The sequence below is a fragment of the Paenibacillus sp. FSL W7-1287 genome, from assembly GCF_038004245.1.
Taxonomy (GTDB): Bacteria; Bacillota; Bacilli; order Paenibacillales; family Paenibacillaceae; genus Pristimantibacillus; species Pristimantibacillus camelliae.
The window spans coordinates 3,024,375-3,038,575 of sequence record NZ_JBBORD010000001.1; the positions used below are offsets into that span (position 1 = coordinate 3,024,375).

Here is a 14,201-nt window from a genome sequence, read left to right on the forward strand (position 1 = left end):
TAATCTTGATTGCTTCAACGCTCGTACAATAGTTATCTGGAGCTGCCGCTTGATTTCTTCGCTTCATTTTTATAGCCGGAGCTTTTAAAGAAGATCATAGCGATAATTGTGACGACAAACGGTAGCATAGCCGTTATATTGGACGGAACAGAGAAGTTCTGCAAGCGATAGCTCAATGCTTCCATAAATCCAAACAACATACTTGCTCCTGCAACACCAATTGGATTAGATTGTCCAAGCATCGTTGCTACTAGAGCAATAAAGCCACGACCATTGGTCATGCCTTCCGTAAACATCGTAACATTACCTAGTGACAGCTGTGCACCTGCCAAGCCACAAAGTGCGCCGGAAATCAGTACAGCAGCATATTGAATTTTTTTCACATTAAGTCCCAAGCTTCTTGATGCTACAGGATTTTCACCAGCAGCAAGCAATCGGAAGCCTGATACCGTTCTGAACAAGTAAAATTGCAGTACAATAACGATAACAATCGCCGCATAAACAAGAATTGATTGACCAGATAACACATCTCCAAGCCACGGAATATCTTTAAGAACGGGGATATCCAGCTTAGGCAGCCCCTTCATATCCTTGTCATAATAGGCGCCCTTCACATTAAAAATTGCACGAAGTGCAAAGGTAGTTAAACCTGCAGCAAGGAAATTAAGCGCAATCCCGACGATAATAACATTCGCTTGCAAATTTATACTCATATAAGCTAACAGCAGCGAAAACAGTAAGGAAAATCCCATTGCGAACAATATCGCCACAGCAATGCTGCCTGTTAGATAGTTCCCTAATATAGCTGAAAAAGCACCGATCAAGATCAAGCCTTCCAAGCCGACATTAAACAACCCTACTCGAGCACAGATTGCTCCGCCTAGCGCTGCCAGCAAAATAGGAGCAACCATACGTAATGCTGCAGCGAACAATGACACATCAAACAGCTGATCCATCTTTTGCCCCCGCTTTCTTACGTTTAATGAATGAAATCGTGAATTTTGCAGAAATAAATAGTATCAATACGGCTTGAATTATGCTTGAAATTTCAAGTGGTACGTCAGTATTACGCTCTACACCCATTCCGCCAGTTTGAAGAGCGGCCAGCAGTAATGACGCAATCGCCGTTCCAATAGGGTTAGAATTAGCAAGTAAAGTAGCCATAATACCTGACCAAGCATAGTTAGCCGAAGTTAGTGATCCATCAAGAAAGCGATACTGAGTACCTAAAACCTCGGATACACCCGCTAACCCAGCGAATGCTCCACTAATGAACATACTCATCACCATCAGCTTACCGCGACTTACACCACCATAGCTGGCGAATAAGGGATTGCCTCCCAGCATACGAATCTCATAGCCCTTTGTTGTCGAGTTAATGAAGAAATGCAGTGCTAATGTAGCAACAATCGCGATAATAAAGCCTACGTGAACCGTCATTCCTTGGAATAGCTTAGGTAACATGACGCTTGCGTCAATCATCTCTGTTTGGGATAAGGCCGCTGAACCTGAACGGTCCTTGAACGGATAAGCAACCATATATCCCGCAAACAACGTAGCAATGTAATTGAGAAGTAACGTTGTTATGAGCAGATTCATACCGAACTTTGAATCAAGCCAACCAGCTAATGCTGACCATAGCCCTGCTACAACAACCGCTGCTGCAAAAGCAGCAATTATCTTCACCCAGCCCGGTCCTGGAATGTACAGTGCGGTTAAGGCTGCACTTAATGCACCTAACACCATCTGTCCTTCTGAACCCATATTGAAAAAACCAGCACGGAACGCCAGCGCTACACCCAAACCTACTAAAATAATTGGTGTTGCACGTGCTAAAGTATTCGTAAGGAAATAGAAGCTGCCAAAAGCACCCTTCCACATCTCACGATACGTTTCCAGTATGTCACCGCCAACAATTAATATCGCAATTGCACCTACGAGCAAGCCGACTAATACTGCAAGCAGAGGCTGTACAAGTGATTGTAGTGTACTTTTAAGCTTGTCCAACCGCTTTCCCTCCAGCCATTAATAAACTAATTTGTTCTTCTGTAGCTGTGGCTGCATCCAGCTCACCAACAACTTTTCCTTCATACATCACAAGAATTCGATCTGAAAGCTTCATAATTTCTGTAAGCTCGCTTGAAACGAGTAAAATCGCTGCACCTTCGTCTCTACGTTTAAGCAGCTCGCCATGGATGATTTCCATTGCACCAACATCGACTCCCCGCGTTGGCTCTGCAGCAATTAAAAATGGTGTTTGCTGTGCAATCTCCCTTGCAACGATTAGCTTTTGCAGATTACCGCCTGATAAATATTGTGCTTTCGTATGAAGCGAGCCAGTCTTAATACCGAATCGTTCTACCCAGCCAGACACAAGTGTGCGAATCGCCTTGCCATCCAGCATTCCACGCTTACTCGTTCTAGACAGATGACCCATTATTCCATTATCTGAAACGGTCGCTTCCTTAGACACACCCCATAAATATCGATCCTCAGGTATGTGAGCCAGACCACTTTCGCGTATCATTTTTACTGAAGCGCCAGTAATATTCTTCTCCTGTAAAGCAATCGTACCACGATCTATTGGCATTAGCCCTGATATCGCCTGTAGCAGCTCAGATTGCCCATTACCAGAAATACCAGCAACACCAACAATTTCTCCCTCATGCACATTAAACTGTACATCTTCAAGCAAGGGCTTGGTTTTATTGCCGACAATAGTTACATCTTTCAACTCTAGTACTGGTTTGCCAATCTTGGCTTCACTACGTTCAAGCTTGATAAGCTCGCGGCCGACCATCATTCGTGATAACTGCTCTTCATTGGTTTCCGAAGCATTCACCGTACCTGTTACAACGCCATCGCGCAAGACAGTAATACGATCAGAAACCTCCATAATTTCACTTAACTTATGACTAATAATAATGAAGCTTTTTCCCTTTGCAGTTAACGCTTTAATAGATGCTAGAAGCTCTTTTACTTCAAGCGGAGTAAGTACACCAGTGGGCTCATCTAAAATAATTGTTTCTGCACCTTGATATAGCACTTTTAGTATTTCCACTCGCTGCTGCATACCGAGCGAGCAGTCTGCAACTTTCTTTTTGGGATCAACCGGCATCCCATATTGCTCTGATAAAGCGATCGTTTGCTCAATCGCTTGCTTACGATCGAAAACAATTCCCTTTTTTGGCTCCCCGCCAATGACGATGTTTTCTGCAATTGAAAAGGCTGGAAACAGCATAAAGTGCTGGTGCACCATGCCGATTTTATGTTTTATTGCGTCTGTTGGATCATGGAATGTAACAGGTTTTCCATCGATTTTGATCTGACCGCTTGTCGGACTCTCCATACCATACAAAATACGCATAAGCGTTGTTTTTCCAGCACCATTTTCTCCAATTAACGCATGAACCTCGCCTTTGCGCAGATTAAAGTTAACGTTTTGATTCGCTCTAACTAATCCGTACGACTTTGTAATACTGTCCATTTCAAGCAGCATACAAACGCTCCTTTCAAACAATTAAACCGGCTGCATAGGCTGCAGCCGGTAATGTAACTAGGCTAACACTTATTGTGCAGTAACAGAAGTGTCGATGGAACCGTCTTTAATACCCTCTGCAATTTCTTTAAGCTTAGCTAGGCTTTCTTCACCGATTGCATCGCTTAATGGAGATTCAGATTCTCTTGTTACAAAAGTAAGTCCCACGCCATCATCTGCAAGACCGTAGTAATTTTCACCGTATTCAAACGTATTGTTTACGAATTGTTTAACCGTATCGTAAGTTACAACGTCTACGTTTTTAATTTGAGAAAGAATAATGTGCTCTGGATCAATAACCGTACGATCGACGTCCTGACCAGATGTATAGAAGCCGTCTTCAGCAGCTGCTTCAAACACTCCGAAGTCACCAACAGCAGACATACCAGCAATAAAGTCAGCACCTTGTGAATGTTGAACCTTAGCAAGCTCTTTTGCTTTTGCTGAATCTGTGAAGCCACCAACGTAGCTTACAAGAACTTTTGCATCTGGATTCGTATGAGCAAGACCTTTTTCAAAGCCGATTGTGTATTTATCCATCAATGCGCCTTCAACAGCAACGATATTACCAACTACATTTGATTCAGTAATTAGTCCAGCCGCTGCGCCAAGAAGGAAAGAAGCTTCATTCTCGATAAATGCAACGCTTCGTACATTTGGAACGTCTGGCATAACTGTGTCAATAATAGCAAATGCTTTGTCAGGATTTTCAGCCGCTACTTTTCTTAATACATCCTCTGCTTGGAAAGTAGCAGTAATAATTAAATCATAGCCTTCAGCTACTGTAGAACGGAAGTTTTGCTCAAAAGCATTTGGATCTGAAGATTGGATCGTTGAAACTTTTACACCGAACTCTTCACCTGCTTTTTGTAATCCTTGATCTGCTAGCTCGAAAAATGGGTTAACACCAATTTCTTCTGGAAGAACAAGAGCGATCTTCAGATCTTTTTTGTCGCTCTCCGATGCATTGGATCCTTCGTTCTTGCTGTTATTGCTGCCGCAAGCTGCAAGTAAAGCCATGACTAGAACTAGGGATAACATTAAAGTCAATCTCTTTTTCACAGTTTTTCTCTCCTTGTGTTGTAATTCGACAAAATACTTCTTCATATTACACAATATTCTTCGGTTTTTAAGCAAAATTTTATAAATTTCAAAATTTAGTCACAATTAAAAGCGATTACACGGCTAAAACACGAACATTATGCTTAATTTCATCTATTAATCTTAATGATATTAATGTGCTACAAAGCTTCTTTTTTCATTCTTCTTCAGAATCCAAATAATCAAATAAATTGCTTTTAATTTTCGTAAAGAGCTGTAAGCCTTGCTCCATTTCCTCTTCACTCAAACTTGCAAACATGTTTAGCATGAGGTTCTTTCTTATCATTTTAATTTCCTCCGCACGCTTTGCACCAAGCTCAGTTAAACTTAAAAGCACCACTCTGCGATCCGAATCATCCTTCAATCGTACGACAAGACCGTGCTCGATAAGCTTGTCAGCAATACCAGTTACCGCACCACATGTAATATGAAGTCGATCAGCCAAATACGATGCCTTTCGTGCTCCTTCATTGGCGAGTGTGGACAATAATCGTCCATGTGTAATACCAATTCCATGAACACTGTATTTACTCCAATATGTATTAATTGCGCTCCGTATTTCCCGGAATGATTCATCGAGCTGATACATAATTTCAATTTTGTGCTCGTTATTATCCGTCATTTGTCTTTTTCTCCTTTATCGACTTTTTACGTCGCTGAAGCTTATTCTATGATTAACTATTCATAGTATAGCAAAAAGTTCGACAGCCTGCTTTAATTCCTTACTTTATCCAGCATAACTTTCTAGCCATAACGTTTTCAGTATGCTAATATTATTTTTATAGACTTAATAGGATGTTCAAATAGAAATCGGTTTGAACTCGTAATTTAAGAGTGTAAACAATGAAAGTCATTATAGCGTAAAGGTATAAGGAGGAACTTCATATGGCAAGACAAAGAATGCGTTCTGATATGATTAAAAAGGGGTTTGACCGCGCGCCACATCGCAGCTTGCTTCGTGCTGCAGGCGTTCAGGAAGAAGACTTCGATAAGCCGTTTATTGCGGTATGTAACTCCTACATCGACATTGTTCCAGGTCATGTGCATTTACAGGAGTTCGGTAAAATTGTAAAGGAAGCCATCCGTGAAGCTGGCGGTGTTCCATTTGAATTCAATACGATCGGCGTAGACGATGGTATTGCCATGGGCCATATCGGTATGCGTTACTCCTTGGCAAGTCGTGAGATTATCGCGGACTCTGTAGAAACAGTAGTTAATGCTCACTGGTTCGACGGAATGATTTGCATACCTAACTGCGATAAAATTACACCTGGTATGATTCTAGGTGCATTGCGTGTTAACATTCCTACGATGCTCGTTAGTGGTGGACCGATGAAAGCGGGCAGAACTTCTGATGGCCGCGCAATCTCACTTTCCAGCGTTTTTGAAGGTGTCGGTGCTCACCAATCCGGAATTATCAATGACGATCAATTGCTAGAGTTAGAGCAATTTGGTTGCCCAACCTGCGGATCTTGTTCAGGTATGTTCACTGCGAACTCCATGAACTGTCTTGCAGAGGGCCTAGGACTTGCATTGCCGGGCAATGGTACGATTCTTGCTGTCTCTCCAGAGCGTAAAGAATTTGTTAAACAATCTGCACGTCAACTGATGGAGCTTATTAAAATGGATCGCAAGCCTCGCGATATCGTAACAAAGGAAGCGATCGATAATGCTTTTGCGTTAGATATGGCAATGGGTGGTTCTACGAATACGGTTCTTCATACACTTGCTATTGCGCATGAAGCTGGTATCGAGTACTCCATCGAGAACATTAACGAGGTTGCTGAGCGTGTACCACATTTAGCGAAAATTGCTCCTGCTTCTGACTATCATATCGAAGATGTGCACAATGCTGGTGGCGTTAGTGCGATCATCAACGAGCTATTGAAAAAAGAAGGCGCATTTAATGGGGATTGCTTGTCCGTTTCTGGTACAACGATTCGTGAAAATGTTGAAGGCTGCGAGATTAAAGATACAGATGTCATTCATACAATCGATAACCCGCATACAGAGCGTGGTGGACTAGCTATTCTGTTCGGTAACATTGCTCCTAATGGCGCAGTTATTAAGACAGGTGCGGTAGATAAATCTGTTGGCGGCTATCACAAAGGTCCTGCTGTATGCTTTGACTCTCAAGATGACTGTCTTGCAGGTATTGCAAACGGAAAAATTAAAGAAGGCGACGTTGTCGTTATTCGTTATGAAGGTCCACGTGGTGGTCCTGGTATGCCTGAGATGCTTGCTCCTACCTCCCAAATTGCGGGTATGGGACTTGGCGCTAAGGTTGCCTTAATTACAGATGGACGCTTCTCCGGTGCTTCTCGTGGTATCTCCATTGGCCACGTTTCACCTGAGGCAGCTGACGGTGGTCCAATCGCCTTCATCCAAGATGGTGACATCGTTGAGATCGATATGAACAATCGTACGATGAACCTACTGATTAGCGATGAGGAGCTTGAAGCTCGTAAAGCTGCATGGCCTGGCTTTGATCTTAAGATTAAACGCGGCTACTTAGCACGTTACGCTCATCTCGTAACAAGCGCTAACACAGGCGCTGTTATGAAAATGTAGCAGCATACAATAAATTTAAGGGGTTTGAAATGCAGCCGCATTTCGAACCCCTTTTTTTAGGCTCTTTGAATGTAACGTGTCAATACTAAAGAATAACACTACAGTAGATTTTATCTAAAAAATTAATAAGCGTATTCGATTTAGTCGAATACGCTTATTATTTCTAAGGTATGTGTTAACTCATGATAATTATCTATTAGTGCTGAGCGAAATTTTCATATAAATAGTTTGTCGACATTATGAGGATTTTAGGTTCTTCCACTGTCGCCTTTCTAGCGGCAGCATTGGACTGAACACTGTTTTGTTTCGGTGTTAATACCTTCATCAATACACTCAAATACATTTCCGTGCTTTTCTTGAACAAGCCCTCAGGCATACTATGAATGCTAAAACCAAGCTTGTCTGCCCCACGATTAATCATCGTGATTCCTTGAATGGCTTTAATATGCTTAGCTTGTTGCTCAGCAGCCAGCATCGTTGCAAGCTTAGGGAGTGCTCTTTCTACTTCACGAATCGTTTTAACAGCAACCACTAAAGGATTTTTTGATGTAAAAGCTATCTCAGATAATTTTCTATTATCAAAATGCAGCTCTGCAATGAGATCGCCATTCGATAGTACATCATCCTGATGCATGCTTATCTCCTCACCCTTGTAGGTAATCAGACGATAATGCAGCATGGAACCATCCTCTACCTTTACTGCCTTCAACTTCATCACCTTGTGAAACAATGTTTCCCAGCCAAGCCATAGCTTAATGAGCATTCGTTTACCAAGTGAACGTTTTTGCTTAAGCTTCCCTTCACTTAATGCAATCAGCTCGTCAATCGTAACCATTTTCAACCCTTTTTCGGTCGCGGCCTTTAGGTAGGCCTCTAGCGCAATCAGCATATTACGAGGCGCATCCACATCAGCACCTAATGTTCTTCCGCAGTCATGAAGCAATAACACTTCTCCTGGCGCTACTTTTTTTAGCATACGTTTTTTTAATTTGTCAGCTGTAATCTTTTCTGACCAATCTCCAAACAATGAGGACCATAGCACAATATGAAGCTTCGATACATTTCTATAGTCAAATAGATTCATTATCCCCCATGGAGGACGGTAATAAATCGAACGCTCGCCTGTCACCTTTTCGATAATATCATTCGTTAATTCAATATGTTTTTTTACCGTTTTCGGCCGCATAAACCAATTCGTTTTATGCTCATAATTGTGTACACCAATCGTGTGGCCTTCTTCCTTCATACGTAACAACAGCTCAGGATACTGCTCGGCATGTACACCAACTACGAAAAATGTACCCTTAGCATTGTATTTTTTCAACAGATTTAGTAGCTGCTCTGTATATATAGGGTCAGGCCCATCATCGAAGGTTAAGGCAAGTTCATTTCTTGCATCTCCCTTTTTGAATACGCGATAACCGAATACTCTGCTAAGCAATCCTGGAATAAATGCGTAGAAGGTCATAAAATAAAAGCCCCAAGTTAAGAGATTCTCCATGATTGTCTTCCTCACCCAAAAAATGATATAGTCAATATAGGCTTTATATCATTAAGAAATTATTAAAAGCACTAGCTAATATTGTATCATATTTTCTCATTTTCCTCACTAATATTTACTGTTGTAAACAATCTCAGATTTTGGTTGAAAGGATGAATGCTCTTGTTATCATTCTATAAAAAGTATTGGCGTACGATGTTCGATATCGGTCTGATTGTCGTTACGGTCATACTAGCAATGTGGCTGTTTAGCCTAATCTACAACATCGCTAAGCCGATATTTTTTTCCTTAGTTATTTTCGTATGTATTGAACCGCTAGCTAAACGTCTGCACAAGCTAGGCATGAAAAAAAGCATCGCTGCTGCGATCTCTGCTATTCTCTTTACGCTTATCATCCTTGGCTCTATTGGCGCAATCATCTTTATTGCTGCTATGCAAGGGACAGAGCTTATCACCGATCTTCCTTATTATCAGAAGCTACTAACAGCGAATATCACGCAAGGAACGCTGTATGTCGAAGAACAGCTTTCACGTCTTCCATTTGACATTAATATTGCCGATGAGCTCGCTGCGATATTGCAAAGCGCATCGGATAAAATTCAAACCTGGCTGATGGCTGCACTAACGGCTGTCATCAATTCAATTTCATCGTTTACTTCCTTTATATTTAATGCGGCTATCGGTCTTATATTAGCCTACTTCCTAAGTATTGAAATCGTAGATTGGAAAAGAATTGCCAATGAGAAAACACCGAATACGTTTAAGCAGGCATTTTTCTTTTTACGAGATAACGTGCTAAAAGGGATTTGGGTCTATATCAAGGCACAAAGTAAGCTCATTAGCATTACGTTTATCGTTATTCTAGCTTCACTCCTTCTATTAGGAGTGAAAAATGCTCTCATTATCTCTATCATTGCTGCTATCTTTGATGTACTGCCACTGCTTGGCGTAAGTACAATCTTCATACCGTGGATTACTTATCTTTTTATTGTTGGAGACGTCCAGCTAGGGATCTGGGTAACAGCGATTTGGCTTGTTGTGATTGTGGCAAGACAATTGCTTGAGCCTAAAATTACTGGTGATTCGCTTGGTGTTTCAGCATTTACAATGCTGGCATTTATGATTATTTCGCTTTCCTTGTTTGGTGTCGCAGGTATGATTATGTCGCCAATTTTACTTATTCTCGTGAAAGCATTATATGATCAAGGCTACTTCGAGCGTTGGATTCGTAAGCCGATCGGAGAATATGATAGTCTGGATAAGGTAGAAGAGCAATAAGTGCAGCATGTACTTAACAGAAGGAGTAAGCTGGAGTAATACTCCAGCTTACTCCTTTTTTATCACAATCACTTCCTGCTATGCCCCTGCTCCTCTAATTCGTGCTCTGCAGCAAGCTCCATCACCTCTTGAAATAAGGCTGCCGCTTTGTTTTTGCTATCAGCTCTTGTCTTTCTCAATAGTACGGCTGCAGCATAACGAGGCTTGTCTGCCGGCGCATAACCAGTAAACCATTGATTGTTGTAACCATCTAACTTCCCGCTTAATTGAGCCGTTCCCGTTTTTCCAGCTAAAGACCATGCTCCACCCTGCAAATAAGCAGCTGTTCCGCGCGCTGTAACTTGTTCCATATAATACCTTAAACGATGTGCTGTAGATGGATGGATACGATATTTATGTTCGTGTCCGATATGAACAGGAAGCTCGACGACTGGAATTCCATCTGCATAATTGATGCTTGATACAACTCTTGTCTCATACTGCAGTCCTCCGTTCAAGATCGTTACAATCATATTAGCAGCTTGCAGTGGTGTTAAGCGTACATCCCGCTGCCCAATGCCAGACTGTGCCATAATTCCTCCATCTCTTGTCAAAACATCATGAACGGCAGTACCAGCCTCCTCCTCTTCAAGAAGACGCATTGGGCCAGGTAAAGGTGATATGCGCTGATCGTTATGCCAGCCTACAGGATGGATTACACCTAGTGCTGCAGCAGTATCATGAAGCTGCTGTGACGTTAATCGTTCAGCTAATGTTGCAAAAACGATATTGCAGGAATTGGCAAAAGCATCTGCTAATGTTTGCTTTCCATGGCCACCCTTTTTCCAGCAGGATAAGCCATATTTGCCATATTCACCACTACAATGAAATTGCTCATCCTCTGTTACTACACCATACTCCAATGCCGCTGCTGCAGTAACTATTTTATATATAGAGCCCGGTTCATAGGCTGTTAGCGCGTGGTTACGCCAGCTATTGTTATCGATATTTGCCCAAGACTCCGGCTGTAATCGTGGACGGGAAACCATCGCTTTGATGTCGCCGTTGCTTGCATCAAGCAGAACGACTGCTCCCTCTGCAACGTTTCGTTCATCCATTAGCTTCTCAATTGAGCTTTGCAGCTCTAAGTCTAATGTCGTTACAACATGTAAAGGGTAGTATGGATTGTTCGGTGCAATAAATCTAGCTCCAATACCAGCCATATATCTCGATTGACCGTCCAACGTGTATGATATGTAGGTTGGACCTATACCGTGCAATATTCGGTCTAATGAATGCTCTAAGCCGCTTACTCCTACCTTAGAGTTGCGATCCCAGTTTTTTAGTGTATCGATTTCTGAACGATAGCGCTGCTCTACCCACTCTGGATGCTCACCGATAAAACCAATCACATGTCTGTAGCTATCGTTGTGTCCATTTCTCGCTGTATAATCTACTATCTCAAACCCTTCCTGATCGAGCTGACTGAGCTGCCTAATTTGTTGTTCAGTCAATCGGACTGGTAAATGCTTATCATCGTAGATGAAATCAGCAAACTTTAGCTCCTTCACCCACGACATGAGCTCACTTGGTGCTCGGTCCAATATCGTGCCAAGCTTAGTCGCCTCAATTAAAGTCAATTCATCCCAGCGTTTTATCGGAAAGAATGCGATTGTCTTATATCGCTCCGTTTGCAGCGGCTGCTCATGCTGGTCTAGGAAAACAGCACGACCGTCATCGAGCTGAAGCTGCTTCGTTCGCTGCGTCACTGCAGTAGCCTTCCAATTGTGTTCTTTATATTTATTATTTACACTCGATCCATTGATCGCAGTTGGGATAATTTGAACAAACATTAAGCGTGCAATATAGATGAACATCAAGCATGTAAAGCCTATACCAACGATAAGCGCTCTTTTATGCATAAATGTACTCCTCCTCGGTTGTACATTTAGTATTGCCTATTTATGACGTGCTAAAAACAAAAAAACAGGCTAATCCATAGGGATTAGCCTGAAAAAGAATGAACACTAGATCTTAAATTTTGATAGACTATCTTTTAAGCTGTTGGATACTTGCTGCAGCTGATTGGATAGCTCCACAAGATGCTCACTAATGTTTAATTGCTCTGTGCTAAGTGATGCAACTTCTTCACTCGTAGCAGAAGATTGCTGAGCAACCGCACTAACATTGTTCATAGAATCGCTAAGCACATGCTGAGATTGATTCAGATCATCAATCGATTCTTTTACTAAGTTCATGCTATCCTTAAATCCGTCCATCTGAGCTTGTACAGATAGAAACAGCTGGTTAGCTTCCTTAACAGAATTAATTTGATCCTGGAATAATGGATAGGCTTTATCTAGCTCGGCTACCGTTTCTTCAATCTCGGTCGTAATTTTTGTCGTAATGTCAGCAACAACCTCAATCGATTGACGTGATTGATCGGCAAGCTGTCTAATCTCATCCGCAACTACCATAAAGCCTTTACCCGCTGCTCCTGCTCGTGCAGCTTCAATCGTAGCATTTAGTGAAAGAATGTTCGTTTGCTTCGTTACTGCATTTAGAACATCTAAGATTTTGACAATCGATGTTGTGCTTTCCTTCAGTTTATTAACCTTATCTACCATTGCACGTGTCATCTGTTCTGTCGTGCCGGTCTTATCGATTAACTCTGCCATATAGCTTGTTCCTTGCTGACTGGCACGTTCAACCTCTTGGGCAGACTGTGACATATTATTAGCATGCTGATTCATTTGATCCATCTGCTCGTTAATCCGGCTCGTCAAATCAGTTCCTTTTTCTGCTTCCACCGCAAGACTTGATGCACCACCTGCGATTTCATCCGTTGCCACAGCAATCTCTCTGGATGCAATGGCTGTCTTATTGGACGTTTCGCTAAGCTCAGAGGCGGTTTTAAGAACCTCAGCCGCGGAGCTAGTCGTCTGCGTAGCTAATAACGAGATCTGCTCCATCATCACATCAAAGCTTTTCGATAACGTACCGATTTCATCCTTACGTTCCTTAATCGATGCACGAACGGTTAAGTCACCATCTGCACCTTTTTCCATCTGACCGCTAAGCTTCGCAAGCGGAGCACCAATATTGCGCATAATGAAGATTCCGACTGCAATCGCAATAAAGGCAGCAATAATACAAATGATAACGGTAATATTACCTATCGGTGCAGCCTGTGCTGCAAAAACCTCTACTGGGATGGCAGCAATTACACGCCACTGATCATAGTTATTCAAAGTCTGGAAAACGGCTAGGTAGCTTTTTTCGTCTGTACCTTTAACTGTTCGACTATCCGCAGTAAGCTCAGTCGTTGATTCTGAGATCACAATATTCGGTTCCGTACCGTAAGCCTCTTCATTCTGACTAAAAACAAATTTATGTTCATTATTCAGAATAACTACTTCACTATTTTTTCCTAGGTCAACATCGTTTGCTGCTGAGAATAGGTTTTGAACATCGAACTCTAACACGAGCATATAGGATTGATCAGGATTCGCTAGATCTCGAACGAGACGTGATAGCGCAACCGATCGATATGGTGTAGGGTCTATTATTCCTTCAGCTTGAGGCTCAACCCACACAGCTGCCCCTGCTTCCTCAACTGCAGTTTGGAACCAATCAGTACTGCGATACTGTTCACCTGTTTTGCGTTGTACTGCTAAATTTGTCGCTGTACCATTGATATATGGCTCAATCTTTTCCGACATTGGTACAATTGCTATATTACGAATCGTCGTATTCGTCACCATATAGTTTGATAGTTTTTCCGTTAAGTTACGGTTTGCTTCTAACTGCTCATATGTATTGTCTGTCGTAAGCAACGTTTTCATTGCGGTTATAATGGTATTATCAAACATAATTTGGAATGATACATCTATATAGCTTTTCAGAACTGTATCAATGCTATTACCAACCTGATTAATCGTCTGAACGTTGGCTGCTGATACGTTGCTTTCTAGTAAGCTCTTTGCTTTTTGGAACGAGATCGTACCAACTGCTGAAACACAGAGTACGATACTAACAAACATAATAATAAGCAGCTTAACGCCTATACTATGCGTAAGCTTATTGCGATTTCCACTCTTCATCGTATTAATTTGTGATCTAAATGTTTTGCCTAATAGCTCGAAACTTTTTTTCATTTCGGCTTTAGCATCCTTGTTCTGTTGATTCGATGAAGAATTTTTTTGTCTGACTTTCTTCATGCTGTCTAGCACC

Annotated in this window: 10 protein-coding genes; 2 read left to right on the plus strand and 8 right to left on the minus strand. The window is 41.9% G+C overall.

Going from position 1 to position 14,201, the window contains the following annotated elements:
* Window positions 1–32 precede the first annotated feature (32 nt).
* From NSQ99_RS13770 to NSQ99_RS13790, 5 genes are all read right to left on the minus strand, one after another.
* Entirely contained in the window at window positions 33–956 is a 924-nt protein-coding gene (locus NSQ99_RS13770) for an ABC transporter permease (RefSeq protein ID WP_251665817.1), read from the minus strand.
* Window positions 940–2,007 carry an ABC transporter permease gene (locus tag NSQ99_RS13775; RefSeq protein ID WP_251665818.1) on the minus strand — a complete coding sequence of 356 codons (1,068 nt, stop codon included), beginning with the start codon at window positions 2,005–2,007 and terminating at the stop codon, window positions 940–942. Before NSQ99_RS13775 ends, NSQ99_RS13770 begins: the two co-directional genes overlap by 17 nt.
* Complete coding sequence (locus tag NSQ99_RS13780) at window positions 1,994–3,499, minus strand: ABC transporter ATP-binding protein (protein WP_340837244.1); 1,506 nt, start codon at window positions 3,497–3,499, stop codon at window positions 1,994–1,996. The genes NSQ99_RS13775 and NSQ99_RS13780 overlap by 14 nt, the downstream gene beginning before the upstream one ends.
* 69 nt (window positions 3,500–3,568) lie before the next feature.
* Window positions 3,569–4,600 carry a BMP family lipoprotein gene (locus NSQ99_RS13785; RefSeq protein ID WP_340837246.1) on the minus strand — a complete coding sequence of 344 codons (1,032 nt, stop codon included), beginning with the start codon at window positions 4,598–4,600 and terminating at the stop codon, window positions 3,569–3,571.
* Window positions 4,601–4,796: 196 nt separating this feature from the next.
* Window positions 4,797–5,261: a MarR family winged helix-turn-helix transcriptional regulator gene (locus NSQ99_RS13790; protein ID WP_251665823.1), complete on the minus strand. Its 465-nt coding sequence runs from the start codon at window positions 5,259–5,261 to the stop codon at window positions 4,797–4,799.
* Between the two features lie 263 nt (window positions 5,262–5,524).
* Here NSQ99_RS13790 and ilvD point away from each other — a divergent pair, with 263 nt between their 5' ends.
* Window positions 5,525–7,210 carry a dihydroxy-acid dehydratase gene (gene ilvD, locus NSQ99_RS13795; RefSeq protein WP_251665825.1) on the plus strand — a complete coding sequence of 562 codons (1,686 nt, stop codon included), beginning with the start codon at window positions 5,525–5,527 and terminating at the stop codon, window positions 7,208–7,210.
* Window positions 7,211–7,406: 196 nt separating this feature from the next.
* Here the strand turns inward: ilvD and NSQ99_RS13800 are convergent, their stop codons facing one another.
* Window positions 7,407–8,711 carry a polysaccharide deacetylase family protein gene (locus tag NSQ99_RS13800; protein WP_340837249.1) on the minus strand — a complete coding sequence of 435 codons (1,305 nt, stop codon included), beginning with the start codon at window positions 8,709–8,711 and terminating at the stop codon, window positions 7,407–7,409.
* Window positions 8,712–8,873: 162 nt separating this feature from the next.
* Here NSQ99_RS13800 and NSQ99_RS13805 point away from each other — a divergent pair, with 162 nt between their 5' ends.
* A complete protein-coding gene (locus NSQ99_RS13805) occupies window positions 8,874–9,989 on the plus strand; it encodes an AI-2E family transporter (RefSeq protein WP_340837251.1) in 1,116 nt (371 codons plus the stop codon).
* Window positions 9,990–10,057: 68 nt separating this feature from the next.
* Here the strand turns inward: NSQ99_RS13805 and NSQ99_RS13810 are convergent, their stop codons facing one another.
* Together NSQ99_RS13810 and NSQ99_RS13815 are read right to left on the minus strand one after the other, a co-directional pair.
* Entirely contained in the window at window positions 10,058–11,890 is a 1,833-nt protein-coding gene (locus tag NSQ99_RS13810; protein ID WP_340837253.1) for a peptidoglycan D,D-transpeptidase FtsI family protein, read from the minus strand.
* Window positions 11,891–11,995: 105 nt separating this feature from the next.
* Window positions 11,996–14,188 carry a methyl-accepting chemotaxis protein gene (locus NSQ99_RS13815; protein ID WP_340837255.1) on the minus strand — a complete coding sequence of 731 codons (2,193 nt, stop codon included), beginning with the start codon at window positions 14,186–14,188 and terminating at the stop codon, window positions 11,996–11,998.
* Window positions 14,189–14,201: the final 13 nt, after the last annotated feature.

Coding starts and splice junctions, on each gene's coding strand:
- NSQ99_RS13770 (WP_251665817.1), bottom strand. CDS start 956: ATGGATCAGCTGTTTGATGTGTCATTGTTCGCTGCAGCATTACGTATG.
- NSQ99_RS13780 (WP_340837244.1), bottom strand. CDS start 3,499: ATGCTGCTTGAAATGGACAGTATTACAAAGTCGTACGGATTAGTTAGA.
- NSQ99_RS13790 (WP_251665823.1), bottom strand. CDS start 5,261: ATGACGGATAATAACGAGCACAAAATTGAAATTATGTATCAGCTCGAT.
- ilvD (WP_251665825.1), top strand. CDS start 5,525: ATGGCAAGACAAAGAATGCGTTCTGATATGATTAAAAAGGGGTTTGAC.
- NSQ99_RS13800 (WP_340837249.1), bottom strand. CDS start 8,711: ATGGAGAATCTCTTAACTTGGGGCTTTTATTTTATGACCTTCTACGCA.
- NSQ99_RS13810 (WP_340837253.1), bottom strand. CDS start 11,890: ATGCATAAAAGAGCGCTTATCGTTGGTATAGGCTTTACATGCTTGATG.
- NSQ99_RS13815 (WP_340837255.1), bottom strand. CDS start 14,188: ATGAAGAAAGTCAGACAAAAAAATTCTTCATCGAATCAACAGAACAAG.